The following is a 24,214-nucleotide window of genomic DNA, read 5'->3' as shown; positions in this document are numbered from 1 at the left end:
CGGCCTGCGTGGTCCGCTCGTCGTGCTCGCTCACGCCGCCACCTCCGCCGTCTGCTGCGACGCCACGATCTCGGCGTACGTCGGGCAGGTGTCCAGCAGTTCGTCGTGTCGGCCCATTCCGACGACGCCCCCGTCCTCGAGCACGATGATCTGGTCGGCGTCGACGATCGTGGAGACCCGCTGGGCCACGATCACCACCGCCGCGTCCGCGGTGACCGGCCGCAGCGCCGCCCGGAGCCGGGCGTCGGTGCCGAGGTCGAGCGCCGAGAACGAGTCGTCGAAGAGGTAGATCTCCGGCTGGCGTACCAGCGCGCGGGCGATCGCCAGGCGCTGCCGCTGTCCGCCGGAGACGTTGGTGCCGCCCTGCGCGATCGGTGCCTCCAGGCCCCCGGGCATCTGGGCGACGAAGTCGCGCGCCTGGGCGATCTCCAGCGCCGCCCAGAGTTCCGCGTCGGTGGCGTCCGGGTTGCCGTACCGCAGGTTGCTGGCGACCGTGCCGGTGAACAGGTACGGCCGCTGCGGGACCAGCCCGATCCGCCGCCACAGCTCCTCGGCGGCCAGTTCGCGGACGTCCACCCCGTCGACCAGCACGGCCCCGGCGGTCGGGTCGACCAGTCGCGGGATCAGCGTCAGCAGGGTGGTCTTGCCGGCGCCGGTGGAGCCGATGATCGCGGTGGTCCGCCCGGGGCGGGCCCGGAAGGAGATGTCGTGCAGCACCGGCGCGCTCGCCCCCGGGTACTGGAACGCCACGTCACGCAGCTCCAGCTCGCCGTGCCCCTCGACCCGGGTCACCGGCGACACCGCCGGGACCACCGACGACTCGGTGTCCAGCACCTCGACGATCCGTTCGGCGCAGACCGCCGCTCGGGGCACCATCATCAGCATGAAGGTCGCCATCATGACGGCCATCAGGATCTGCATCAGGTACTGCAGGAACGCGGTGAGCGCGCCGACCTGGATGGCGCCGGCGTCGACCCGCTGTGCGCCGAACCAGAGCACCGCGACGCTGGAGACGTTGAGCACCAGCATCACCACCGGGAAGATCAGCGCCATCAGCCGGCCGGTGCGCAGGGCGGTGGCGGTGAGGTCGGCGTTCGCCACCGCGAAGCGGTCCGTCTCGTACGGCTCCCGGACGAACGCCCGGACCACCCGGATGCCGGTGATCTGCTCGCGCAGCACCCGGTTGACGGTGTCGATCCGGGTCTGCATGAGCCGGAAGCCGGGCACCATCCGTCGGATGATCAGGCCCAGCGCCACCGCCAGCACCGGCACGCTGACCAGCATCAGCCAGGACAGGCCCAGGTCCTCGTTGAGCGCCATCACCACGCCGCCGACGCTCATGATCGGCGCGGCGACCAGCATGGTGCAGCTCATCAGCACCAGCATCTGCACCTGCTGCACGTCGTTGGTGTTGCGGGTGATCAGCGAGGGCGCGCCGAACCGGGCGACCTCGCGGGCGGAGAAGCGGTTGACCTGCGCGAAGACCTCGGCCCGGACGTCCCGGCCGAAGGCCATCGCGGTCCGCGCGCCGAGATAGACGGCGGCCACCGAGCAGGCGATCTGCACCAGGCTGACCAGCAGCATCCAGCCGCCGGTCCGCATGATGTAGTCGGTGTCGCCGCGGGCCACGCCCAGGTCGATGATGTCGGCGTTGAGGCTCGGCAGGTAGAGCGAGGCCATCGTGCCGACGAACTGGAGCAGCACCACCGCGGCCAGCGGCCGGTGGTACGGGCGCAGGTGGTCGCGCAGCAGGCGGATCAGCACGGGCGGCCTCCCGGTTTCGCCTCGTCGGATTCCTGGTGTGATGGGTTCAACCTGGTGTCCTCCCCGTCGGACATGGTCACGATCAACTCGGTCAGGAACTCGCGGATCACCGTCCTCTTCGCCGGGTCGGCGTCGACGGAGGTGAGCGGTCGGTCACTGTGGATCATCTTGGTCAGGGCCTGCGCGTGTTCCCGGCCCTTGTCGGTGAGGCTGAGCTGCACGCTGCGCCGGTCGTTCGGGCCCCGCTGCCGGATGACGAAGCCGTCCCGCTCGAGAGTGTCCACGATCCCGGTGAGGGTAGCGGGACGGACGAAGCACCACTCCGCCATTTCCCGGTGCGTGCTGTCGCCGGCCCGTTCCAGGATCATCAGGACGCGCATGCCGGCCGAGGTGAGGCCGTGGTGTTCGGCCAGGTAACGCCCCCAGTGCTGCTCCATGACGTGGCCGGCGATGGCGATCAGGCGGCCGAGCGGGGCGTGGCGCAGGGCGTCGGGGAAGCTGACGAGGGGACCCATGGCCGTCAGGTTAGCCCCCAGACCGTCAGGGGCCAAACTAATTTCCGATCGCGCCGCCTCAGTCGCCGATCGCCACCGCCAGGGCGGCCGCGACGAACAGGAGCTGGAGCGCGGTCCGGGTGCCGATCGGGGTCACCGGGCGGTCGGCCAGGGTGAGGCCGCGACGGGCGGCCGAGACGTTGGCCGGGAACATGGCCAGCATCAGCAGTGCCAGGGCGGCGGCGGCCGGGCGTGCGGTGGCCGGCATGAGCAGGCCGAGTGCGCCGACCAGTTCGAGCACGCCGGTCAGGGTGACCAGCAGGTCGGGGTGGGGCAGGCGCGGCGGCACCATGGCGATCAGGTCGGCGCGGCGGGACAGGAAGTGGGCCGAGGCGGTGACCACGAACATCAGGGCCAGGCCGACCCGCAGGGCGGGGTGCCAGCCGTCAACGGCGGCGACGCCGAGCAGGCCGACGATGCGGGCCGCCGCGGCGCCGGCGACGAGGGCGATCAGGGGTGCCATGAGTGCGCCTCCGGGAAGGGGGAACTTGTCGCTGACAAGATTGCGCCGCGAGGAGCCATCTTGTCAATGACAAGTTAGGCTGGTGGGCATGACCCGCTCCCGCGCGTACCACCATGGCGACCTGCGCCGCGCCCTGCTCGACGCCGCGGTCGAGGCGATGGCGGAGTCCGGCCCGGCGGCGCTGAGCCTCCGCGACCTGGCCCGCCGGGCCGGTGTCTCGCACGCCGCCCCCGCCCACCATTTCGGCGACAAGGCGGGCCTGCTCACCGCGCTCGCCGCGCAGGGCTTCGACCTGTTGACCGACGCACTGCGCGGCGCGGGGGACGATCTGGCGGAAACCGGGGTGGCGTACGTCGGGTTCGCGGTCCGACACCGGGCGCACTTCGAGGTGATGTTCCGCCCCGACCTCTACCGTGCCGACGATGCCGAGGTGACAGCCGCCCGCACCCGCGCCGGTGAGGTGCTGCGCACCGGGGTGGCCCGGCACACCGGCCGGAGCCCGGAGGTCGACTCGCTCGCCGCCTGGTCCATCGTGCACGGCTTCGCGACGCTCTGGCTCGCCGGTGCCCTGCCGACCCGGGTCGGTCCCGATCCCGAGGCCGCCGCCCGTACGGTGATCAGCCGGCTCTTCGCCTGACGGCCGGCTCCTCGTCCACCTCGTTACCCTGCAGGGACCCGAGGGTCACCAACTGGTCGGCAGGGGCATGCCCTCGGTGTAGCCGGCGGTGCTCTGCACGCCGACCAGGGCCCGCTCGTGGAACTCGTCCAGGTTGCGGGCGCCCGCGTACGTGAAGGCGCTGCGCACCCCGGCGACGATCTCGTCGATCAGGTCCTCGACGCCGGGCCGGGTCGGGTCCAGGTACATCCGCGCCGAGGAGATGCCCTCCTCGAAGACCGCCTTGCGGGCCCGGTCGAACGCGCTGTCCTCGGCGGTACGCGCGCTGACCGCCCGCGACGAGGCCATGCCGAAGCTCTCCTTGTAGCGCCGGCCGTCCGGCTCCGTGTAGAGATCGCCGGGGGACTCGTAGGTGCCGGCGAACCACGACCCGATCATCACGTTGGACGCCCCGGCGGCCAGCGCCAGCGCCACGTCCCGGGGGTGCCGCACGCCACCGTCGGCCCAGACGTGCCGGCCCAGCGCCCGGGCCGACGCCGCGCAGTCGAGCACCGCCGAGAACTGCGGGCGACCGACGCCGGTCATCATCCGGGTGGTGCACATGGCGCCCGGCCCGACGCCGACCTTGACGATGTCGGCGCCCGCCTCCACCAGGTCGCGTACGCCATCGGCGGTGACCACGTTGCCGGCGGCCACCGGGACGGCGGGGTCCAGCTTGCGTACCGACCGCAGCGCGGAGATCATCCGCTCCTGGTGGCCGTGCGCGGTGTCCACCACCAGGGTGTCCACCCCGGCGGCCAGCAGCGCCTCGGCCTTGCCGGTCACGTCGCCGTTGATGCCGACGGCGGCGGCGATGCGCAGCCGGCCCCGATCGTCCACCGCCGGTCGGTAGAGGGTGGCGCGCAGCGCGCCCTGCCGGGTCAGCACCCCGATCAGCCGCCCGTCGGCGTCCACCACCGGGGCCAGCCGGCGCCGGCCGGCCGAGAGCCGGTCGAAACCGGTACGCGGGTCCGCGTCCGCCGGCACGGTGTGCAGCTCGGTCGACATCACGTGCCGCAGCTGGGCGAATCGGTCCACGCCGACGGTGTCCGCCTCGGTGACCACGCCGAGCGGGCGACCCGCCTCGTCGACCACGATCACCGCGCCGTGCGAGCGCTTCGGCAGCAGATGGATGGCGTCGCCGACGGTGTCGGTCGGGCCGAGCGTGATGGGGGTGTCGTGCACCAGGTGCCGCTGCTTGACCCAGGCGACGACGTTGGCCACCACCTCGATCGGGATGTCCTGCGGGATGACCGCGATCGCGCCGCGCCGGGCGACGGTCTCCGCCATCCGGCGCCCGGCCACCGCCGTCATGTTGGCGACCACCAGCGGGATGGTGGTGCCCGTGCCGTCGCCGGCGGCCAGGTCGACGTCGAGCCGCGAGCCCACCTCGGAGCGGGCCGGGGCCATGAAGACGTCGTTGTAGGTCAGGTCGTGCGCGGGGACCGCGCCATGAAGGAACCGCACCTGGCCATCATTCCTGCTCCCGGCCGGGCCCGCCGCCGCTGGTGGCCCAAACCACCCGCCGGGCCGCTGCCCGTCACCCGTCACCCGTCGCCCGCCGGTCAGGGGCCGTGCCGCCCGCCGGTCCGGACGGATCAGGCGATGGTGCAGATCGCCGCGCCGGCGGTGATCACCGCGCCGACCTCGGCCGACAGCCCGCTGACCGTACCGGCCTTGTGGGCGTGCAGCGGCTGCTCCATCTTCATCGCCTCCAGCACCACCACCAGGTCGCCCTCGGCGACGGTGTCTCCGTCCGCCACGGCGACCTTGACGATGGTGCCCTGCATCGGGGAGGTGAGGGCGTCGCCGCTGACCGCAGCGCCGGCCTTGGCGCCGCCGCCCCGGCGAGCGGGCTTGCGGGCGGCGGGCGCGGCGGTGGCCGTACCCGCGCCGAGGCCGGCGGGAAGGCTGACCTCCAGCCGCTTGCCCGCCACCTCGACCACGACGGTCTCGCGACCGGCCGGCGCCTCGGCGACGCCGGCGGCGGCGGGGAACGGCGGCACGGTGTTGTCGAACTCGGTCTCGATCCACCGGGTGTGCACGGTGAACGGCTCGGTGGTGAACGCCTCGTCCCGGACGACCAGGCGGTGGAACGGCAGCGCGGTGGCCATGCCCTCGACCACCATCTCGTCCAGCGCCCGGCGGGCCCGCTCGACCGCCTCAGTCCGGGTCTCGCCGGTGATGATCACCTTGGCCAGCAGCGAGTCGAAGTTGCCGCCGATCACGTCGCCGGCCGAGATGCCGGTGTCCACCCGTACGCCCGGGCCGGTCGGCAGCCGCAGCGCGGTGACGGTGCCCGGGGCGGGCAGGAAGTTGCGGCCCGGGTCCTCGCCGTTGATCCGGAACTCGATGGAGTGCCCGCGCGGGGTCGGGTCCTCGGTGAACCGCAGCTTCTCGCCGTCGGCGATCCGGAACTGCTCGCGGACCAGGTCGATGCCGGCGGTCTCCTCGGTGACCGGGTGCTCCACCTGGAGCCGGGTGTTGACCTCCAGGAAGGAGATCGTGCCGTCCGTGCCGACCAGGTATTCCACGGTGCCGGCGCCGTGGTAGCCGGCCTCCCGGCAGATCGCCTTGGCGCTGTCGTGGATCTGGGTGCGCTGCGCGGCGGTGAGGAACGGCGCCGGGGCCTCCTCGACCAGCTTCTGGTGCCGGCGCTGCAGCGAGCAGTCCCGGGTGCCGACCACGATCACGTTGCCGTGCTGGTCGGCGAGGACCTGCGCCTCGACGTGCCGGGGCTTGTCCAGGTACCGCTCGACGAAGCACTCGCCCCGGCCGAACGCGGCGACCGCCTCGCGGGTGGCCGACTCGAACAGGTGCGGGATCTCCTCCATGGTGCGGGCCACCTTGAGCCCGCGCCCACCGCCGCCGAAGGCGGCCTTGATGGCGACCGGCAGGCCGTGGTCGACGGCGAAGGCGATCACCTCGTCCGGGCTGCCGACCGGGTCGGGGGTGCCGGGGACCAGGGGCGCGCCGGCGCGCTGGGCGATGTGCCTGGCCGTCACCTTGTCGCCGAGGTCGCGGATCGCCTGCGGGGTGGGGCCGATCCAGGTCAGCCCGGCGTCGATGACGGCCTGGGCGAAGTCGGCGTTCTCGGCGAGGAAGCCGTAGCCGGGGTGCACGGCGTCGGCGCCGGAGCGGCCGGCCACCTCGATCAGCTTGTCGATCCGCAGGTACGTCTCGGGCGCGGTGTCGCCGCCGAGGGCGTACGCCTCGTCGGCGAGGGTGGCGTGCAGGGCGTCCCGGTCGGAGTCCGCATAGACGGCGACGCTGCCCAGGCCGGCGTCGCGGCAGGCGCGGATGACGCGGACGGCGATCTCGCCGCGGTTGGCGATGAGTACCTTGCGCACCTTGAGGGCTCCTCCCCGGAGGTCGTTGACGGGAGTGTATCGGTCACTCTGATGGCCCTAACGATCGCTCAGTGTGGGATGGCGCACTGCGCCCGCGCGCCCTAGTCAAACTTGTTTATTACGCTTGTCCGGTGTCTGCCTCGACCCGCAGAGCCGCGCGCACATGTGGGACGAGATCCGCCGGCTGCGCACCGAGGGCATGACCGTCTTCATCACCACGCACTATCTCGATGAGGCGGACGCGCTCTGCGACCGGATCGCGATCATGGATCACGGCGAGGTGGTCGCCGAGGGAACCCCGGCCGAGCTGAAGCGGGAGATCTCCGGCGACGTGGTGCTGGTCGGCCTGGACCTGGCCAGCACCCCGCAGGCCGCGCAGCTGCTCGACGGCGAGGAGTTCGTCAACAAGCTGGAGACCGCCGACGAGGGCGGCCTGCGCCTCTTCGTCGACGAAGGCGCCACCGCCATCCCGCAGATCCTCCGCCGGCTCGACCACGCCGGGCTCACGCTCTCCTCGATCGAGCTGCACCGCCCCAGCCTCGACGACGTCTTCCTCACCAAGACCGGCCGCTCGCTGCGCGAGTCCTGAGCATCCATCGCAGGAGAATCGTCATGAAACTCGCCCGCGACACCTGGCTCATCTTCCAGCGCCAGATCCAACTGCTGCTGCGCAACCCGGTCTGGCTCTTCGTCGGCGTCTTCCAGCCGGTGATGTACCTGCTGCTCTTCGCCCCGCTGCTCAAGCCGGCGCTGAACGCGCCCACCCAGGCGGCCGCCTACAAGATCTTCGTCCCGGGTCTGCTGGTGCTGCTGGCCATGTGACCTGCTGCTCGCGTACCTGATGCTCGCCCTGATCGCGCTGATGACCTCGGCGGTCTCCTACGGTGTCGCGCTCAAGGTCAAGAGCGAGGACGCCCTCGCTCCGCTGATGAACACCGTCGCCCAGCCGGTGCTGCTGCTCTCCGGCATCCTGCTGCCGTTGACCTACGCCCCCGGCTGGCTTCAGGGCATTGCCGACTGGAACCCGTTCTCCTGGGCGGTCGACGGCACCCGGGCGCTCTTCGCCGGGGACCTCGCCAACGACAAGGTGTGGCAGGGGCTGACCATCATCGCGGTGCTCGCCGCCGCCGGCGTCTTCTGGGCCGCCCGGCAGTTCGCCCGCAGCGTCCGCTGACGAGAGTTGCCTCTCACCAGGGGCGGGGCACCGGCCAGGCGCCAGTAGCGTGAGGTCAGTGCCCCGCCTCACCCATGACAGGACCACCTGGCTGACCTACGTCCAGCTGGGGCTGTGGGGCTTCTTCCTCTACGGGTTCGGCCCCGTCGTACCGCTGCTCCGCGACGAACAGGGCACCAGCGCCGCCGTCGCCGGCCTGCACAGCACCGCCATCGCCGTCGGCGCGCTGCTCGGCGGGGCGCTCTTCGCCCCGCTCGTCCGGCGGATCGGCCGGGGCGGGACGATCTGGTCCGGCCTGGCCGGGGTCGCCGCCGGCGTCACCGCGTTCGGCCTGCTCCGCCCGCTGCCCGCCACCCTCGCCGCGGTCGCCGTCGTGGCCACCGCCGGCATGCTGGTGATCAGCGGCGTCGCCGTCGTCCTCACCGCCCGGCACGGCCCTGCCGCGCCCGCCGCGCTCACCGAGGCCAACGCCGTCTGCGCCGGCATGGGCATCCTCGCCCCGCTGGTCATCGGCGCCAGCGTCGACGCGGGCTTCGGCTGGCGGCCGGTGATGGCCGTCGAGGTCGGGCTGATCGCGCTGGTCGCGCTCGCCGCCCGCCTCTTCCGGGTACGCCTGCCGCAGGCCGGCCCCGCTGCCGCGGCTGCCGCCGACCCCGTCGGGGCGACCCCCGGGGCTGCTGCCGATCCGGTCGCGGTGACCGCCGGGGCTGCCGTCGATCCGGTCGGGATCACCGTTGGGGCTGCCGTCGGCGCGGCCGGGCGGCTGCCCCGGGCGTACTGGATCGCCTGGGTGCTGATGGCGGTCACCGGCTCGATCGAGGTCTGCCTGTCGCTCTGGACCGCCGACGTGCTCCGCTCACACGCCGGGATGACCGCCGCCTCCGCCTCGGCCGCCGTCGCGGCGATCGTCTGCGGCATGTTCCTCGGCCGGCTGGTCGGCGGCCGGATCGCCCTGCGCTGGCCGCCCGCGCCGCTGCTGCTCGCCGCGCTGACCGTCTCCCTGGCCGGGTTCGCCCTCTTCTGGCTCGCGCCCGTCGGCTGGCTCGCCGTCACCGGCCTGGTGGTGCTGGGGCTCGGCAACGCGCTGCACTACCCGCTGGCCATCTCGATCGCGCTGGCCGTCGCCGGGCCGGCCGCCGACAAGGCGGCCGGCTGGTCGGCGTACTCGATGGGGGTCGGCTTCGGGATCGCGCCGGTGGCGCTCGGCGCGGTGGCCGACGGGGTCGGACCGCACCTGGCCTTCCTGCTGCTGCCCGGCTTCATCGCCGTTGCCGTGCTGCTCACCGTGCGGCTCGGGCGGGCACTGCGCGCCGCACCGACCGGCGGCCACCGCACCCCGGCCATGACGGGAGCCTGACCTCCCGGTCGATGCCCGCCGGTCGACCGTCCCGTGCCCCCGCGCGACCCGATTTGCGGCGTGTCGCGGTGTCGACCCGGCTCGGACACCGCGACACGCCGCAAGGCGGAGGTCAGCGGACCCGCGCCAGGGTGACTCCATCGGCGATGGGGAGCATGACCGCCTCGACGCGGACATCGGCCAACACCTCGTTGTTGAACGCGGCGATCGCCCGGTCGTCCGCGTTCTGCGGGGCGAGCACCCGGCCTCCGCGCAGCGTGTTGTCCACCGCGATGACCGCGCCCGGCCGCATCCGGGGCACCAGTTCGTCCCAGTAGACCGGGTAGCCGGTCTTGTCGGCGTCGATGAAGGCGAAGTCCAGGTGCCGCTCCCGGGGCAGCTCGCGCAGCGTGTCCCCGGCCGGGCCGATGCGCAGCTCGATCCGGTCGGCGACGCCCGCGCGCTCCCAGTACCGCCGGGCGATGCCGGTGTACTCCTCCGAGATGTCGAAGCAGGTCAGCCGGCCGTCCTCGGGCAGCCCGCGGGCGATCGCCAGCGAGGAGAGCCCGGTGAAGGTGCCCACCTCCACCGCCCGCCGTACGCCGAGCAGTCGGGTAAGGAAGGTCAGGAACGCGGCCTGCTCCGGCGCCACCTGCATCGTCGCCTCGTCAGGGAGGACGGCAAGCGTCTCCTCGGCCAGGTCGCGAATGATCTCGTCCGGCGGCGAGCCGTGTGCGACGAGGTAGGCGTGCAGTTCCGGGGTCAGCGGCAGCGGCTTGGTGGTCATGAACGGACGCTATCCGAGATGTTCGACCTCCTGGCCGCCCGGCGCGACCTTCGTCCACAGGTCCGTGATGCTCAGCTCCAACTCACCGAGGAGGCGACGCAGCAACGGCAGGGAGAGCCCCACCACCGTGCCCGGGTCGCCCTCGATTCCGGTCAGGAACGCCCCGCCCAGCCCGTCGATCGTGAACGCCCCGGCCACCGCCAGCGGCTCGCCCGTCGCCACGTACGCGGCGATCTCGTCGTCGCTGACGTCGGCGAAGTGCACGACCGTCGAGGCGACCGCCTCCGCCCGGGCCTCGTGCGTGACGTCGATCAGGCAATGCCCGGTGTGCAGCACCCCGCTGCGCCCGCGCATCCGCCGCCACCGGTCCGTGGCGTCGGCGGCGTCCGCCGGCTTGCCGAGGATCTCCCCGTCGAAGGCGAGCACCGAGTCGCAGCCGAGCACCAGCATGCGCTCGTCCGGGGTGGCACGCAGCCGGTCGAGCACCGCCCGCGCCTTGAGCCGGGATAACTCCAGGCAGAGATCCTCCGCCCGGTCCGCGACCACCTGGGACTCGTCGACGCCGCTCACCAGCACGTCGGGTTCGATCCCGGCGGCCTGTAGGAGCTTGCGGCGGGCGGGACTCTGGGACGCGAGCACGAGGCGCAGTGGCAGGGAGTTCGGCACGTCGCTGACGCTACCGGCTTACCCTCGGTGGCGGGTCGTCGGCACGTCGGCGGCGTTGCCACAGCAGGTAGCCACCGCCCGCTGCCACGATGGCGCCCAGGGTTGCGAGTCCACGGGCTGTCGCTCCGTCTCTGCTGTCACTGGCCGGGGCCGCTGCCGTGGTCGAGCTGGTGTCAGCCGGTGCGCTCGCTGCAGTCGACTCAAACCCGAGTGGCGGTACGTCTCCTGTCAGGGCAGCTACCAGGTCGATAACTCCGTATCCGTATTCATCGTCACGGCCAGGTGGTCCTTTGTCGACTGCGGTGGCGGTGAGGCGGTGTGCCACTTCTTGGGCCGGGAGGTAGGGGTACTTTGATCGGATGAGTGCAGCAGCCCCAGCAACGATCGCAGTAGCGTCGGAAGTTCCTGTGCCCTTGCGGTACTTTCCGTCGATGCTGGTGCTGTAAATGTCGACGGCAGGAGCAACAACATCGATTTCAGGACCGGTGACCGAGCTATCGGCATGCTCTGAGTCTCTGTCAACCCCACCGACTGCGATCACTCCCGGCTCACTCGCCGGATAGCCGACAGTCAGCTCACGCGGCCGATTGCCTGCCGCCGCAACGACGATGATATTCGCATCCAGAGCCGTCCTTATGGCTCGCTGAAGGCGAACGCTTGCCCCCGCAACAGCCGAGATACTTATGACGTCTGCGTGCTTTGCCGTTGCGTATTCAATTCCGGCAGCGAGGTCATCCGTGTTGCCCTCTTCGTGTGGCGGCGACTCAAAGATAGGCAGGATTTGAGCTCTAGGCGCGATGCCAAGAGCGCCGCTGTTGCTGCCCCGACCATGTGCGGCGATCAAGCCGGCCATGCCGGTACCATGGCCGTCCCTGTCCTGCCGCCCATCCCCGCTCCCGCCGGGGATGACGTCCGTGCCCAGCAGCAGGTTGCGCCGTAGGTCAGGGTGGGGATTAACTCCGCTGTCTGGAACCGCGACGATGACTCCATCGCCTCGACTAACCCGGTGCGCCTCCGCAACCCGTAAGTAGTTTAGGTGCCACTGTGCGTCGCGACTCACGTCCGCATGAACTGGAGCCGCTGGAGCAAGAGTCGCTACCGACAGAGCTAAGGCTGCCAATCCCGCCCGTGCTAACCGGAGCCTCACCGGTGGAAGCCGATTGCCGGTCCCGGATCGATCGGGCCCTCCTCGTCGGGCGGACGGACCACCGGGTTTACGCCCTCATCTGTCACCCAGGGATCGTCGGGATCCCAGCGACGTAAGTCCTGATCGGGCTGCTTTCTCCGGCTGGATCGGCCGGACACGTCGCCCATGCCCGAAGTGCTGGCAACTCCCGGTGCCCCGCCTATGGGCGGCGCTCCATGAACACTCGCAAACTGGCCTGCCCGCCCACTACGAGGACGTGAACCGGCTGCTCCGGTCGGCGCAGTCCCGGCGGCTCCTCCGCCGATCACACCGCCCACCGGGTTCACTCTGCGCGATGGATTCGAACCGCCGGACTGACCGAGCCCCATCCCGGGTGAATTGCCGATCACGCCGCCAGGCGGCATGGGCCGAGGTTGAGTGGCATGGGGCGGTTCCCCTTGGCCTATGCCGGGCTGTCGAATAGCAGAACCGCGTACAGGCCCTGACTGCGGCGGCATGCCCGCAAGGGGTGGTAAAGACGGCGGCCCTCCTATGCCTGGCAAGTGCGCCGAAGGCGATGTGACACTCGGCAGATTTGGAGGCGCCTGAGGCGGAGCTGCTGCGGAGTTAGCCCCTCCCAGTACCGGGCCGACACCCGGTGCGTTCGGCGCAGGTACCGGCTGCACTGCCGTCGTAGCCCGCTTAGTAGGCCCCGATTGGCTTGAAATCGCTATAGGTACCGGCATGATTGGCGGTATGACAGGTGCCGCCTCACCTCCCGCGTTTGGAGGCTTAACCTGATCGTCTGCCCTTGGTGCTGTTCTTGGCGGTGGCTGGCGAAGCATCACTTGGGCCTGCTGGAGTTCGCCGCTCAACCCGAACATGATCCCCCGGGCCTTTGTGTTCAGCTGCTCCAACTCCACATCGGTCACCGGCGGTTCCGTCGTCCGGTTGCCGGCCATCGCCTTCGGGTCGGCGATCATCGCCTCGTACGACCGCTTCTGCTGGAGCTTCGTCGAGTACTGCTCGTGGAGGCTCTTCAGCTCGGGCCGGGCGCTGTCGATGGCGCGGGTGGCGGCGGCGAGCGCGTCGTGGTTGGCGGCGGCGGCGTCGTGGGTGTGCTGGACGCGGTCGATGAGCTGGTCGAGTTCGCCCAGGTACGCCCGGGCGGCGGCGTTGGTCTCCGGCGGCCACGCCTCGGCCAGCCCGCGCCGGTAGTCGTACAGCCGCCGCAGGTGGGTCATGGCGAGGTCGCAGACCTTGCGCCAGCCGGCGACCTGCTTCCAGTGTCCATTGGTCTCGTGGTCCTGGAGGCAGGCCCACATGCTGAGCACGTCCATCAGCTGCCAGTCGGTGAGGCCGGACGTCCGGCCGCTGCCTCTCTCGATCATGGCAGCACCACCGGCCCCCCGTTCGGGCCGGTCGGGTCGGGCAGCCGGGGGCGACCGACCGGCATTGTGGAGTACGGGTTGGCGAGCGCGGCCTCCACGTCGGCCACCCTGGCGGCGGCGAAGGCGTCGGCGCCCTGGTAGTCGGAAGCGATCCTGCCGGCGGCGGAGGCCAGGTGGCCGGTGGCTCCGCCCAGGTCGTGCACCATGTTCGCTGTGGCCTGCTGGGTCTCCCAGTGCGCTTGCAGGAACTGCACCAGCTCGACGAAGGCGTCGCACGGATTGGGAATGGCCGTCTTCATGTCGTCGGCGATGTACGACAGGTGTGGCGCGTAGTTGCGTTCGACCTCAGCCTGGAGCCGGTCGGCGAACTCGCTCATCTGGCGGATGTCGGCCTCGATGCCGCCGTAGTCGCGCAGCCAGGAAGCTGGGCGGTCCTCCTCAGGGATCATCGATCCTCCCGACCCGTCACGGTCCCGTTTCCCTGAGTGAGGTTAGTGGGTGTGACGCGATCTCGGCAGCCCTGCGGACATCCGCGGCTCCGCCCCAGCTCAGTCCGGTCGTACCAGAGGAGGGGTCAGCGGGGCAGGCCGGAGGCGCGCCACGCGCCCGGTCCGGCGGCGGGCGCCGCGACCGCCGGTCGGCCGCTGCGCGCCCAGGCGGACGTGGTCACCGGCGCGGGCGCGGCGGCCGACCGGGACCGGACGACGATCGCACCCACCAGCGCGGCCAGTTCGTCGGCGGTCGGGACACCCCGGACGACACGGAACAGCGGCTCTTCGGCAGACATGGCGCCAGGGTACGCGTCGCGAACTTGACCTTCGCCGCACAGTGGCGTGCCGGCGGTGTGAGCATCGGCGGGTCCGGGTACGGTCTCTGCGATGTCTAACGCGCTTCCCCAACTCGTCGCTGACCGGTACCGGCTCATCTCACCGCTCGGTCAGGGCGGCATGGGTCGGGTGTGGAAGGCGCGTGACGAGGTGCTGCACCGGGACGTGGCCATCAAGGAACTCGTCCCACCGCCCGGTCTCACCGACGAGGAGCGCCGCGAGATGCGGGAACGCTCGCTGCGTGAGGCGCGAGCCATCGCCCGGCTGAACCACGTCAACGTGGTCCGCGTCTTCGACGTGCTGCGCACCGACGGCGACCCGTGGATCGTCATGGAGTACGTCGCGTCGAAGTCGTTACAGGACACGCTCGCCGAGGACGGCCCGGTGCCGCCGGCCAAGGCGGTGGAGATCGGCCTCGGGGTGCTCGGCGCGCTGAAGGCGGCGCACAAGGCCGGCGTGATGCACCGCGACATCAAGCCGGGCAACATCCTGCTCGGCGACGACGGCCGGGTGGTGCTGACCGATTTCGGGCTGGCCACCATCCCCGGCGACCCGAACGTGACCCGGACGGGCATGGTGCTCGGCTCGCCCGCGTACATCTCGCCGGAGCGGGCCACGGACGGCACCGCCGGCCCGGAGGCGGACCTGTGGTCGCTGGGCGCGACGCTCTACGCCGCCGTGGAGGGCAAGTCCCCGTACGCCCGGCCGTCGGCGATCGCCACCCTGGCCGCGCTGGCCACCGAGCCGCTGCCGCCGCCGAAGAACGCCGGCCCGCTCAAGCCGGTGCTGCAGGGCCTGCTCCGCAAGGATCCGGCCCAGCGGATGAACGCCGAGGTGGCCGAGCGGCTGCTGCGCCGGGCCGGTGGCAAGCGGGCCAAGGGGATCCCGCTGCTGGACGGCGTACGCCGGCCGGGGCCGAACGGTCCGCGCGAGCCGCGCTCACCACTGGTGCCGGCGCCGCGCCCGGTCGAGGAGCGCGCCGAGGCGCCGCCGACCCCGCCCGCGCCGCGCGCCCCGCGGGCCGCGGCCGATGCCGCCGCCGGGGGGGCCGCCGGCAAGGCCGCCGCCGCCGACGGGACCGCCACGGTGCCCCCCAGAGCGGACGCCGCGCCGACCGCCAAGGTGGACCCGCCGGCCCGCGCCGCCGACGCCGAGCCCACCAGCAAGCTCGAGCCGCCGAAGCCCGCCACCCCCACCGCCGTCATGCCGGCACCGGTGAGCCCGCCGGCCGCGCCCGCGGGCCGCGTCCCCGGTTCGGTGTACGACGGGACGAAGCGCGGCAACCGCAGGCGCAACCTGCTGATCGGCGCGGCGGTGCTGGCGCTGCTGGTCGGCCTCGCGGTGCTCGTGCCGCTGCTCGGCCGGGGCGACGACCCGGAGCAGGGCGGGCAGCAGGCCGGCCCGCCCAGCGCTGCCGCGTCGTCCGCCGCCGCCCCGACGTCCGCACCCCCGCCGACCAGCGCCGCGCCAAGCCCGACGCCGTCGGCCACCCCGTCCACCGACCCGAACGCGCTGCCGGCGGGCTGGACCCTGCACAAGGGTCCGACCTTCTCCATCCCGCTCCCGCCGGGTTGGAGCGTCAGCCGCACGGGCTCGGACACTGTCGTGTTCTTCCAGCGTGGCGGGGTGGGCGAGATGCTCGTGCAGTGGACGAGCAGCCCGCAGCCGGACGCGGTCGCCGACTGGAGGAAGCAGGAGCCGAACCGGACGAAACGGGTCAGCAAATACCAACTGCTCGGTATCGAGCGCTGCGACTACTACCGGACCTGCGCGGACTGGGAGTGGCTGGAGAGCCGGGACAACACCCGGATCCACGTGCGCAACCGGGGCTTCGTCACGGCCAGCAATCGGGGCTACGCCATCCGGTGGGAGGTCGCGGAGAAGGACTGGCAGGCCAATCTCGCCAACTTCGACCTGATCGCCAAGGGGTTCAAGCCCGACCGGGCGGACTGACCCACGGGAATCGCCCCCGGTTGGCACTGTGGATGCTCGTCGCCCTCGGCGACCTCGTCCTGCTGCTGGTCAGTGCCGGTATGGCGGCGCTGGTCGCGCTGGTCGCCGTCGTGACGGTCATCGCCGCCGGGGTCGCCGCGTGGCGCCTGCCCCGGCGGTCCGCGCTGGCCGGCGAGGAGGCCGTGCCCGTGCCGAGGGCCACGCGACGGAGGGCCTGAACGAGAACGGACGACGGCGGCAGCCGGACCAGATGTCGGGCCCCGAGGGCGACCACCGGTCCCGCTGCCGCCGACCTGTGTCCGGCGCTTGTCGGGCGGTGTTGTTGGCCAGCGCGATCAGCCGGGTCCGGTCGCCGTTCCAGTGGTTGCGGTCGACGTTGCCGCTGATGCCGGAGACGGAGCCGGTGCTGGTCTCGGTCAACGCAGCGACGCGGGATCGAGCTGCCAGCGGAACGGCTCGGTGAGGCTCAGCGTTTCGCCGGCCTTGGCCACCCGGTCCTCGACGTAGTGCGCGCCGTCGAGCCGGTGCAGCCGTAGCGCGTGGGTCTCGCCCGTCCTGCTCGACCAGCAGGTACCACGGGATGCGCGCGATCGCATAGAGCTGCATCTTGAGTACCCGGTCGGCCGCGGCGTTCCCCGGGGACACGATCTCACCGACGAGGCACACTCGGCCAACGTCGAGAAAGGTTCCTTCGTCATCGGCGTCGGTCACGACGAGATCCGGAATGACGATCCGGTCCACACCCAGCCGAACATTGATCGCGTCGTAGACGGAAAGTCCTCGAGGTTCTGCCGCAGCCTCGATGCTGTTCGCCAGTCGACGCGCCACCCGCTGGTGCCGTCGGCTCTGGGCAGGGCTCACCAGCAGGCTCCCGTCGAGCAGTTCGATCCGGTCAGGCGTCTCGCCCAAGGCGAGATAGTCGGCCTCGGTCCAGAGGCCGACGTGGTGTTCCAGGGGAGCCGCGCTCACCGGCGTCCACCTCCCGCTCCGCTCGCCACCCGGACAGTCTCACACGATACGAGGCCGCACCCACGGAACCACACCAGCTGGGGCCGGTAGGCTCCCCGCCCATGGTGTCGATCGACGGGCTGGGCGACCTGTGGGACAAGCTCTTCAGCGCGCAGCCCGACCCACCCCCGCTGCTCGTCCTGGTCACCGCCGTCGTCGCGCTGGCGGTGGTCGCCACCCGGCTGCCCTGGCGGATCGCCCGCAACGCGGTGACCATCGCGCACGAGGGCGGCCACGCGCTGGCCGCCCTGCTCACCGGGCGTCGGCTGCGCGGCATCCGGCTGCACTCGGACACCTCCGGCCTCACCCTCTCGGCCGGCCGTCCCACCGGCCCCGGCATGATCCTCACCCTGCTGGCCGGGTACGTCACCCCGTCGCTGGTCGGCCTCGCGGGCGCCGGGCTGCTCGGTGGCAACCGGATCACCCTGCTGCTCTGGGTGGCGGTGGCGCTGCTGCTGGCCATGCTGGTGCTGATCCGCAACGTCTTCGGCGTGCTGTCGCTGCTGGTCACCGGCGGGGTGGTGCTCGCCGTCTCCTGGTACGCCCCGCCGCAGGTACAGGCCGCCTTCGCCTGGACCTCGGTCTGGTTCCTGCTCCTCGCCGGCGTACGGCCGGTGGTGGAGCTGCAACGGGTGCGCAGCCGGGGACGGATGCCGCAGTCCGACGCCGACCAGCTCGCCCGGCTGACCCCCTTCCCCGCGCTGTTCTGGGTGACCGTGTTCGGTCTGGTGAACCTGCTCGCCCTGGCCGTCGGTGCGGCACTGCTCGCCGGCCCGATCCTCACCGACGCCGGCCTGACCCACTGAACACAGCGGGAACCGGAACGGCCGGCGGCTTCCCGCCGGCCGAGCCGGCGAAGATGATCGGCTGATCCGGCAACCGGCGCGGTGCCGCCGCGCGTGTCACCTCCGACCGCCACGGGGAGGTAAGCAGGTGTCGGACGTCGACGGGTTCGACGAGTTCTACCGGGGCAGCCGGCAACGGTTGCTCGGCTTCGTCTACGTGTTGACGGGCAACCTGGCCGAGGCGCAGGACGCCGTCCAGGAGGCGTACATCCGGGCCTGGCAGCGCTGGTCGACGGTGGGCGGGTACGACGACCCGGAGGCGTGGGTGCGGGTGGTGGCCTCCCGGATCGCGGTCAGCCGCTGGCGCAGCCTGCGCAGCCGGGCCCGGACGTACCTGCGGCACGGGGCCGAGGAGAGCGTGCCCGCCCCCGGCGTCGACACGGTCGACGTGGTCGCCGCGCTGCGCCGGCTGCCCGAGGAGCAGCGCACCGCCCTCGCCCTGTACTACCTGCTCGGCATGCCCGTGGCCGAGGTGGCCCGGCAGACCGAGGCACCGGTCGGCACGGTGAAGGCCCGGCTCTCCCGGGGGCGCACCGCGCTGGCCGGGCTGCTCGCCGTCTCTGACCTGGAGGAGGCCTGATGCGTGAGGACCTGAGTTTCGTCGACCGGCTGCACCGGGACCTGCGCGAGGTCCGCTGGGCCGAGCCGGCGGAGATAAGGGCCCTGGCCCGGCGGCGCAGCCGGCGTACGGCACTGACGGCGGCTGTCGCGGTGCTCGTCGTCGCCTCCACCACCGCCGTGGCGGTCGGGGACTGGCCCGGGCGGAAAGGGCTGCCCCCGGCGGCGTCCTCGGCGGAGCCGATCGCGCCGGTGACCCGGGTCGAGATCACGCGGGAGGCGCTGCTGCACCAGGAAGACCTGAGGGAGCGGACGGGCCTCCAGCTCAGCGAGGCCGGCCTGGGCGAGACCGTCGACGTGGGCGTAGGACTGGGCAGGTGCGCCTCCGGTGCGTCGGCGAAGGAGTCATGGGTGAGCCGGTCCCAGACGGTGCTGCGAGCGGCGAGCGGCGAGCGGCGGCTCAGCGACGTCCTGGTCGTCCAGGACCTGCACCGGATGCGGGGCGACACGGCCGTGCGGTTCTTCGAGGAGCTGCGCCGGCAACTCGTCTTCTGCCGGGAGTGGCGGGAGGTGCGGTCGATCGAGTGGGGCGGCGAGTCCCTCACCGTCGAGGACGTGCACCGCTGGGACGTCCCCCGGCGGGATTTCGCCGGCGACGAGTCGCTCCTGCTGCGCCACTCCGTCTCCGCGACCTACGACGCGGTCAGCGGGCAGGCCCCGGGCCGCCCGTCGATGCCGGAAGCGGCCGTGGTGGTGCGGGTCGGTGACCTGGTGACCGTGCTCATCCAGGAACCGACCACCGAGGCGGAACTGGTCCGCCTTGCCCGGGTGGCCGCCCAGCGCATGTGCGTCGCCGCCAACCCGTCCTGCTGACCCGCCCTCGATCCGCGCAACTTCAGGGAAACGGCGGCCTCCCACGCCGGGGAGGGACAACTTTCCCTGAGGTTGCGCGGATCTTGCGGGCACGCGCGCCGTGTCGTGGGCGGCGCGGGGTGGGGTCAGAGCGGGATGTTGCCGTGCTTCTTCGGTGGCAGGGTCTCGCGCTTGGTACGCAGCACCCGCAGCGCGCGGACGATCTGGGTGCGCGTCTCGTGCGGCGGGATGACACTGTCGACGTACCCGCGCTCGGCGGCGATGTACGGGTTGGCGAGGGTGTCCTCGTACTCGGCGATCTTCTCGGCGCGTACGGCGGCCGGGTCCTCGGCGGCGGCCAGGTCCGAGCGGTGGAGGATGTTCACCGCGCCCTGCGCGCCCATCACCGCGATCTGCGCCGTCGGCCAGGCGAAGTTCAGGTCCGCGCCGAGGTGCTTCGAGCCCATCACGTCGTACGCGCCGCCGTACGCCTTGCGGGTGATGACGGTGACCTTGGGGACGGTGGCCTCGGCGTACGCGTAGATCAGCTTGGCGCCCCGCCGGATGATCCCGTCCCATTCCTGGCCGGTGCCGGGGAGGAAGCCGGGAACGTCCACGAAGGTCAGCACCGGGATGTTGAACGCGTCGCAGGTGCGCACGAACCGGGCGGCCTTCTCCGAGGCGGCGATGTCCAGGGTGCCGGCGAAGTGCATCGGTTGGTTGGCCACCACGCCGACCGGGCGGCCCTCGACCCGGCCGTAGCCGATCAGGAGGTTCTGCGCGTAGAGCGGCTGCACCTCCAGGAACTCGCCGTCGTCGAGCACGTGCTCGATGACCCGGTGCATGTCGTACGGCTGGTTGGCCGAGTCCGGGATCAGCGTGTCCAGCTCCCGGTCCTCACCGCTGATCGCCAGGTCGGCCGGGGCCTCGTAGACGATCGGCTCGTCGAGGTTGTTCGACGGCAGGTACGACAGCAGCGCCTTGACGTACTCGATCGCGTCGGACTCGTCGCTGGCGAGGTAGTGCGCGTTGCCGCTGCGCGAGTTGTGGGTGCGGGCGCCGCCCAGCTCCTCCATCCCGACGTCTTCACCGGTGACCGTCTTGATCACGTCGGGGCCGGTGATGAACATGTGCGAGGTCTGGTCGACCATCACGGTGAAGTCGGTGACCGCCGGGGAGTAGACCGCGCCACCCGCGCACGGACCCATGATCAGCGAAATCTGCGGGATGACGCCGCTGGCTCGGACGTTGCGGAAGAAGATCTCGCCGTAGAGGCCGAGGGAGGCGACCCCCTCCTGGATCCGGGCGCCGCCGGAGTCGTTGATGCCGACCACCGGGCAGCCGATCTTCATGGCCAGGTCCATCACCTTGACGATCTTCTCGCCGAAGACCTCGCCGAGGGAGCCGCCGAAGACCGTGAAGTCCTGGGCGAAGACGCAGACCTGCCGGCCGTCCACGGTGCCGTAGCCGGTGACCACGCCGTCGCCGTACGGGCGGGTCTTCTCCAGCCCGAAGTTGGTGGACCGGTGCCGGGCCAGCTCGTCCAGTTCGACGAAGGAGCCCTCGTCGAGCAGCAGCTCGATCCGCTCCCGGGCGGTCTTCTTGCCCCTCGCGTGCTGCTTCTCGACCGCGCGCGCCGACCCGGCGTGCACCGCCTCGTCGACCCGGCGCTCCAGGTCCGCCAGCTTGCCCGCGGTGCTGTGGATGTTGATCCCGGTCTCGGTAGTCACCCAGGGAATATAACGATGGTTCAGGACGGTGCCGCTGTGCAGTACACCTCAGTACCCTCCGTCGCCGGGCCCGTAGGCTGGCGGGATGCCGGGCTCGCCGTACACCGATCTGGACCGCCCGCCGCTGTCGGCGGCGCGGCTGGCCCGCGCGCTGACCGCGCCGCAGGGGCCGTGGCGCCGGCTCGACCTGCGGGCCGAGACCGGCTCCACCAACGCCGACGCGGTGGCGGCCGCCCGGGCCGGTGAGCCGGAGGGCCTGGTGGTGGTCGCCGAGCGGCAGACCGCCGGGCGGGGCCGGCGCGGCCGGGTCTGGCAGTCGCCGGCCCGGGCCGGCATCGCGACCAGCGTCCTGCTCCGGCCCGGCGAGGCCGTCGCCGACCGTAACTGGCCGCCGGCGCCCCCCAGCGGGTACGGCTGGCTGCCGCTGCTCGCCGGCGTCGCACTGGTCGAGGCGGTGGCCCGGCTGGCCGAGCTGGACGCCCGGCTGAAGTGGCCGAACGACCTGCTGATCGGCGACGCCAAGTGCGCCGGCATCCTGGCCGAGGCGGTGCCGGGCACGTCCCCGGCGGAGCCGCCCGCGATCGTGCTGGGGATGGGGCTCAACGTCACGCTCCGCGCCGACGAGCTGCCGGAGAACCCGACCGGCCTGCCGGCCACCTCGCTGCAACTGGCCGGCGCGGCGGCCACCGACCGGGACCCGCTGCTGCGGGCGCTGCTCCGCGCGCTCGGCGACTGGTACGACCGCTGGCGCACGGCCGGCGGCGACGCGGTGGCCAGCGGCCTGCGCGACGCCTACCTCGCCTCCTGCGCCACGGTCGGCCGGCGGGTACGGGTGCTGCTGCCCGACGGTGCCGAGCTGACCGGCCTCGCCGCCGGCGTGGACGCCGACGGCCAGCTGCTGGTCGACACGGGTGCCGGCGAGCGGCGGCTGGCCGCCGGGGACGTGTTGCACCTGCGCTGAGGCCCCCGGCCGGGATCGGGTGGCGGTCCGTTCGTGCGCGGGGCGCGATCGGGGCCGCGCGGCTGATCCGCCGGGTCGCGGCGACCGGTTACGGTCAGCGCGTCCGATCCGTGCCTAGGAGGTTCCCCGTGGCGTTCCCCGAAGACGTGCTCACCGAGGACGAGCACGTCGTCCTGCACCTGCACCCGCACTGGAAGGCCCTGCTGCGGCCGATCCTGGTGCTGGTCCTCGGCGTTGCCGCCGTGGTGGCGGGCTGGGTCCTGCTGCCCGAGGGCGACGGCGGCACGATCGCGCTGTACGTGATCGCCGGGCTGGTCCTGCTGCTGGCGCTCTGGCTGGGCCTGTGGCCGTTCCTGGTCTGGCGCACCACGCACTACCTCTTCACCAACGAGCGGGTGCTGCTCCAGCAGGGTGTGTTCTCCCGGGACCGGCGGGACATCCCGCTGACCCGGATCAACGACCATTCGATGAGCCAGCGTTTCGTCGAGCGGCTGCTCGGCTGCGGCACGCTGACCATCGAGTCGGCGGGGGAGCGCGGCCAGTCCGTGCTGCGCGACGTCCCGTCCGTGGGCCGGGTCCAGACCAAGCTCTACGAGCTGGTCGAGGCCCACCACGACAAGCACTCGCTGGGCGACGGCGAGATGCGCGACATCCTGGCCGACATGCGCGAGGGCAAGCCGCTGCGCGACCCCACCAGCTGACCGGTTCCGCATCGGCTCCGGTTCGTGGACGTGGCGGTGTCCGACATGTTCGGACACCGCCACGGCGGCGACAGGCAGGGACCCGGGTGGCCCGGACGGGTCAGCGGCGCGGGCGGCGGGTGCCGGCGTGCAGCTCCGCGGCCAGTTCGGCGTCGAGGTCGGCGCCGATCGTGCTGCCCAGGCCCGCGTCGAGCGGGGCCGGACGTCCCTTCGGCTGCTTGAAGACCGGCTCGGCGGCCGGGGCGTCCTGGCGCCGCCCCGGCTGCTGCTGGGCCTCCTCCAGCTCGCTGACCGACTCGGCCAGCTCCGCCACCGGGTCCATCTCGGCCATGGTGTCCCACTCGTCGCGGTGGATGCTGTGCCAGGTTTTCTCGGCGTGCGCGGGCGCCGGCTGGAACACGAACGTCCGGTACGACCAGAACCGGAACATGGTGGCCAGCAGCACGCCGCCGGTCTTCGCCACGTTGAGCGCGAGCAGGCTGTGCACGCCCAGGCCGTACTTGGCGGCGGCGAGGACGCCCAGCTCGATCACCAGGCCGGTCGCGTTGAAGAGGAAAAACAGGGCGTATTCCCTCTTCAGCGCGGATTTAGGTCGATCCCGGTACGTCCAGTGCCGATTCATCAGATACGACGTGATCGTCGCCACTGCGGTGGCGATCACGGTCGCCTTCAGTTGGCCGTCGACAAAGACGGTGAGTGCCAGGATGTTGAACACCGCGTAATTGATGACGGTGTTGATGCCTCCGACGACACCGAATTTGAGCGCCTCGTGGATGAACTTCTGCCAGCGCTCGGGCAGCAGACGGACAAGACGCATGCGGAACACCTTAGGGCAGTAGACGGGGCCGGCAGGTTCCGGCCGGACGAGGTGGGCGGCAGGTCACGCCCCTGGCGGCCGCTCGTGCGCCGCCTCCGGAACCGAGGGCTTTCCCGCTTCCACGAAGACGAACCGTCGGTACGACCAGAAGCGGAACAGCGTCCCCAGGCCGGTGCCGACGATGAAGCTGGCGACGTTGTCGGCCAGTGGCGTCTGGAACACCGCCGGCCAGATGCTGCCCAGGCCGTACCGGCTGATCGCCAGGCAGCCCACGGCGATGCCCAGGCCCACCCCGTTGAAGAAGAAGAACAGTGCGTACTCGCGGGCCGGGTTGGAGCGCTTGCGGTGGCGCCAGGTCCAGAACCGGTTGCCCACGAAGGCGACGGTGGCGGCGATGACGGTGGAGATCGCCTTGGCGGTCACCTGCTCGACGCCGCGCACGTTCGCCAGGTAGTTGAAGAGCGCGAAGTCGAGGAGGAAGGCGATCCCGCCCACGGTGGCGAACTTGCTCAGCTCGCGGACGAGGTGACCGAAGCGGTCCAGCAGTGTGCGGACCAGACCCGGCCGGGTCTGCGGAGACCCTGGCTGGTCCCCGGTCATCGTCGCGGCCACCCGCCGAGCGTACCGGTCGGGAGCGAGCCGGACGCGCAGCAACGGCGAGCCGGCCCGGATCGCGCCCCGGGAGGCGTCGGCCCC

General features: G+C 72.0%; 23 protein-coding genes and 3 pseudogenes. 12 read left to right on the top strand and 14 right to left on the bottom strand.

Translation table 11 applies throughout. The features are described from left to right. Positions 1-30: 30 nt before the first annotated feature. The 3 genes from ABZ807_RS04220 to ABZ807_RS04210 are packed head-to-tail and all read right to left on the bottom strand — an operon-like array spanning position 31 to position 2,781. Entirely contained in the window at positions 31-1,764 is a 1,734-nt protein-coding gene (locus ABZ807_RS04220) for an ABC transporter ATP-binding protein (RefSeq protein WP_357152631.1), read from the bottom strand. Next, positions 1,758-2,279, bottom strand: coding sequence for a MarR family transcriptional regulator (locus tag ABZ807_RS04215; RefSeq protein WP_357152628.1), 522 nt, complete (start codon positions 2,277-2,279; stop codon positions 1,758-1,760). The genes ABZ807_RS04220 and ABZ807_RS04215 overlap by 7 nt, the downstream gene beginning before the upstream one ends. A 58-nt stretch (positions 2,280-2,337) precedes the next feature. Next, complete coding sequence (locus ABZ807_RS04210) at positions 2,338-2,781, bottom strand: DoxX family membrane protein (RefSeq protein ID WP_357152625.1); 444 nt, start codon at positions 2,779-2,781, stop codon at positions 2,338-2,340. Between the two features lie 88 nt (positions 2,782-2,869). On the opposite strand from ABZ807_RS04210, the gene ABZ807_RS04205 reads away from it, so the two are divergent. Continuing rightward, on the top strand, positions 2,870-3,418 hold the full coding sequence (locus ABZ807_RS04205) for a TetR/AcrR family transcriptional regulator (RefSeq protein WP_357152622.1): 549 nt from the start codon (positions 2,870-2,872) through the stop codon (positions 3,416-3,418). 45 nt (positions 3,419-3,463) lie between these two features. On the opposite strand, the gene ABZ807_RS04200 is transcribed toward ABZ807_RS04205, so the two are convergent. Both ABZ807_RS04200 and ABZ807_RS04195 read right to left on the bottom strand, forming a co-directional pair. Continuing rightward, positions 3,464-4,903 (bottom strand): GuaB1 family IMP dehydrogenase-related protein, encoded by a 1,440-nt coding sequence (locus tag ABZ807_RS04200; protein ID WP_357152620.1) that lies wholly within the window; start codon positions 4,901-4,903, stop codon positions 3,464-3,466. Between the two features lie 131 nt (positions 4,904-5,034). Then, a complete protein-coding gene (locus ABZ807_RS04195; protein WP_357152617.1) occupies positions 5,035-6,786 on the bottom strand; it encodes a biotin carboxylase N-terminal domain-containing protein in 1,752 nt (583 codons plus the stop codon). A 139-nt stretch (positions 6,787-6,925) separates the two neighbouring features. On the opposite strand from ABZ807_RS04195, the pseudogene ABZ807_RS04190 reads away from it, so the two are divergent. The 3 genes and pseudogenes from ABZ807_RS04190 to ABZ807_RS04180 all read left to right on the top strand — a co-directional run. Continuing rightward, positions 6,926-7,375, top strand: a pseudogene (locus ABZ807_RS04190) (DUF4162 domain-containing protein); the annotation flags it as partial. 23 nt (positions 7,376-7,398) lie between these two features. Continuing rightward, positions 7,399-7,960: pseudogene (locus ABZ807_RS04185) on the top strand (ABC transporter permease). Between the two features lie 58 nt (positions 7,961-8,018). Then, the gene (locus ABZ807_RS04180) at positions 8,019-9,317 is read left to right on the top strand and encodes an MFS transporter (RefSeq protein ID WP_357152615.1); all 1,299 of its coding nucleotides are present in this window, start codon (positions 8,019-8,021) and stop codon (positions 9,315-9,317) included. A gap of 112 nt (positions 9,318-9,429) precedes the next feature. Here the strand turns inward: ABZ807_RS04180 and ABZ807_RS04175 are convergent, their stop codons facing one another. The 3 genes from ABZ807_RS04175 to mycP are packed head-to-tail and all read right to left on the bottom strand — an operon-like array spanning position 9,430 to position 11,854. Next, on the bottom strand, positions 9,430-10,083 hold the full coding sequence (locus ABZ807_RS04175; protein ID WP_357152613.1) for an O-methyltransferase: 654 nt from the start codon (positions 10,081-10,083) through the stop codon (positions 9,430-9,432). Positions 10,084-10,092: 9 nt separating this feature from the next. After that, positions 10,093-10,749: a Maf family protein gene (locus tag ABZ807_RS04170; RefSeq protein WP_357152610.1), complete on the bottom strand. Its 657-nt coding sequence runs from the start codon at positions 10,747-10,749 to the stop codon at positions 10,093-10,095. Positions 10,750-10,759: 10 nt separating this feature from the next. Beyond that, positions 10,760-11,854, bottom strand: a complete 1,095-nt coding sequence (mycP, locus tag ABZ807_RS04165) for a type VII secretion-associated serine protease mycosin (RefSeq protein ID WP_357153063.1) — start codon at positions 11,852-11,854, stop codon at positions 10,760-10,762. A gap of 972 nt (positions 11,855-12,826) precedes the next feature. Here mycP and ABZ807_RS04160 point away from each other — a divergent pair. Beyond that, entirely contained in the window at positions 12,827-13,093 is a 267-nt protein-coding gene (locus tag ABZ807_RS04160; protein ID WP_357152608.1) for a hypothetical protein, read from the top strand. 169 nt (positions 13,094-13,262) lie between these two features. Here the strand turns inward: ABZ807_RS04160 and ABZ807_RS04155 are convergent, their stop codons facing one another. Both ABZ807_RS04155 and ABZ807_RS04150 read right to left on the bottom strand, forming a co-directional pair. Then, the gene (locus ABZ807_RS04155; protein ID WP_357152605.1) at positions 13,263-13,715 is read right to left on the bottom strand and encodes a hypothetical protein; all 453 of its coding nucleotides are present in this window, start codon (positions 13,713-13,715) and stop codon (positions 13,263-13,265) included. A gap of 125 nt (positions 13,716-13,840) precedes the next feature. Then, entirely contained in the window at positions 13,841-14,053 is a 213-nt protein-coding gene (locus ABZ807_RS04150; protein ID WP_357152603.1) for an acyl-CoA carboxylase subunit epsilon, read from the bottom strand. 91 nt (positions 14,054-14,144) lie between these two features. Here ABZ807_RS04150 and ABZ807_RS04145 point away from each other — a divergent pair, with 91 nt between their 5' ends. Both ABZ807_RS04145 and ABZ807_RS04140 read left to right on the top strand, forming a co-directional pair. Continuing rightward, positions 14,145-16,046, top strand: coding sequence for a serine/threonine-protein kinase (locus ABZ807_RS04145; RefSeq protein ID WP_357152601.1), 1,902 nt, complete (start codon positions 14,145-14,147; stop codon positions 16,044-16,046). 20 nt (positions 16,047-16,066) lie between these two features. Then, positions 16,067-16,264: a hypothetical protein gene (locus tag ABZ807_RS04140; protein WP_357152599.1), complete on the top strand. Its 198-nt coding sequence runs from the start codon at positions 16,067-16,069 to the stop codon at positions 16,262-16,264. A 198-nt stretch (positions 16,265-16,462) separates the two neighbouring features. Here ABZ807_RS04140 and ABZ807_RS04135 read toward each other — a convergent pair. Continuing rightward, positions 16,463-17,015 (bottom strand): annotated as a pseudogene (locus ABZ807_RS04135) (Uma2 family endonuclease). Between the two features lie 101 nt (positions 17,016-17,116). Here ABZ807_RS04135 and ABZ807_RS04130 point away from each other — a divergent pair. The 3 genes from ABZ807_RS04130 (at position 17,117) to ABZ807_RS04120 (ending at position 19,330) form a co-directional block, all read left to right on the top strand. Further along, positions 17,117-17,860, top strand: a complete 744-nt coding sequence (locus tag ABZ807_RS04130) for a M50 family metallopeptidase (protein WP_357152597.1) — start codon at positions 17,117-17,119, stop codon at positions 17,858-17,860. A gap of 127 nt (positions 17,861-17,987) precedes the next feature. Further along, complete coding sequence (locus tag ABZ807_RS04125; RefSeq protein WP_357152594.1) at positions 17,988-18,479, top strand: SigE family RNA polymerase sigma factor; 492 nt, start codon at positions 17,988-17,990, stop codon at positions 18,477-18,479. Next, positions 18,479-19,330 carry a hypothetical protein gene (locus ABZ807_RS04120; protein WP_357152591.1) on the top strand — a complete coding sequence of 284 codons (852 nt, stop codon included), beginning with the start codon at positions 18,479-18,481 and terminating at the stop codon, positions 19,328-19,330. Before ABZ807_RS04125 ends, ABZ807_RS04120 begins: the two co-directional genes overlap by 1 nt. A 125-nt stretch (positions 19,331-19,455) precedes the next feature. Here the strand turns inward: ABZ807_RS04120 and ABZ807_RS04115 are convergent, their stop codons facing one another. Further along, positions 19,456-21,039, bottom strand: coding sequence for an acyl-CoA carboxylase subunit beta (locus ABZ807_RS04115; protein WP_357152588.1), 1,584 nt, complete (start codon positions 21,037-21,039; stop codon positions 19,456-19,458). A gap of 85 nt (positions 21,040-21,124) precedes the next feature. Here ABZ807_RS04115 and ABZ807_RS04110 point away from each other — a divergent pair, with 85 nt between their 5' ends. Together ABZ807_RS04110 and ABZ807_RS04105 are read left to right on the top strand one after the other, a co-directional pair. Beyond that, complete coding sequence (locus ABZ807_RS04110; protein WP_357152585.1) at positions 21,125-22,000, top strand: biotin--[acetyl-CoA-carboxylase] ligase; 876 nt, start codon at positions 21,125-21,127, stop codon at positions 21,998-22,000. A gap of 128 nt (positions 22,001-22,128) precedes the next feature. Continuing rightward, positions 22,129-22,701, top strand: coding sequence for a PH domain-containing protein (locus tag ABZ807_RS04105; protein ID WP_357152582.1), 573 nt, complete (start codon positions 22,129-22,131; stop codon positions 22,699-22,701). Between the two features lie 100 nt (positions 22,702-22,801). On the opposite strand, the gene ABZ807_RS04100 is transcribed toward ABZ807_RS04105, so the two are convergent. Together ABZ807_RS04100 and ABZ807_RS04095 are read right to left on the bottom strand one after the other, a co-directional pair. Continuing rightward, positions 22,802-23,518, bottom strand: coding sequence for a GtrA family protein (locus ABZ807_RS04100; RefSeq protein ID WP_357152579.1), 717 nt, complete (start codon positions 23,516-23,518; stop codon positions 22,802-22,804). Between the two features lie 63 nt (positions 23,519-23,581). Beyond that, on the bottom strand, positions 23,582-24,118 hold the full coding sequence (locus ABZ807_RS04095; protein ID WP_357153061.1) for a GtrA family protein: 537 nt from the start codon (positions 24,116-24,118) through the stop codon (positions 23,582-23,584). Between the last annotated feature and the right edge of the window lie 96 nt (positions 24,119-24,214).

The organism is Micromonospora sp. NPDC047548 (assembly GCF_040642975.1).
Lineage (GTDB): Bacteria > Actinomycetota > Actinomycetes > Mycobacteriales > Micromonosporaceae > Micromonospora.
This window is presented reverse-complemented; position numbering and strand designations above follow the sequence as displayed.

Bases quoted from the DNA above. Each gene is read 5' to 3' on its own strand.
- ABZ807_RS04145 (WP_357152601.1), top strand. From the start codon at position 14,145: ATGTCTAACGCGCTTCCCCAACTCGTCGCTGACCGGTACCGGCTCATC.
- ABZ807_RS04215 (WP_357152628.1), bottom strand. From the start codon at position 2,279: ATGGGTCCCCTCGTCAGCTTCCCCGACGCCCTGCGCCACGCCCCGCTC.
- ABZ807_RS04130 (WP_357152597.1), top strand. From the start codon at position 17,117: ATGGTGTCGATCGACGGGCTGGGCGACCTGTGGGACAAGCTCTTCAGC.
- ABZ807_RS04175 (WP_357152613.1), bottom strand. From the start codon at position 10,083: ATGACCACCAAGCCGCTGCCGCTGACCCCGGAACTGCACGCCTACCTC.
- ABZ807_RS04120 (WP_357152591.1), top strand. From the start codon at position 18,479: ATGCGTGAGGACCTGAGTTTCGTCGACCGGCTGCACCGGGACCTGCGC.
- ABZ807_RS04100 (WP_357152579.1), bottom strand. From the start codon at position 23,518: ATGCGTCTTGTCCGTCTGCTGCCCGAGCGCTGGCAGAAGTTCATCCAC.
- ABZ807_RS04150 (WP_357152603.1), bottom strand. From the start codon at position 14,053: ATGTCTGCCGAAGAGCCGCTGTTCCGTGTCGTCCGGGGTGTCCCGACC.
- ABZ807_RS04210 (WP_357152625.1), bottom strand. From the start codon at position 2,781: ATGGCACCCCTGATCGCCCTCGTCGCCGGCGCCGCGGCGGCCCGCATC.
- ABZ807_RS04095 (WP_357153061.1), bottom strand. From the start codon at position 24,118: ATGACCGGGGACCAGCCAGGGTCTCCGCAGACCCGGCCGGGTCTGGTC.
- ABZ807_RS04110 (WP_357152585.1), top strand. From the start codon at position 21,125: ATGCCGGGCTCGCCGTACACCGATCTGGACCGCCCGCCGCTGTCGGCG.
- ABZ807_RS04205 (WP_357152622.1), top strand. From the start codon at position 2,870: ATGACCCGCTCCCGCGCGTACCACCATGGCGACCTGCGCCGCGCCCTG.
- ABZ807_RS04155 (WP_357152605.1), bottom strand. From the start codon at position 13,715: ATGATCCCTGAGGAGGACCGCCCAGCTTCCTGGCTGCGCGACTACGGC.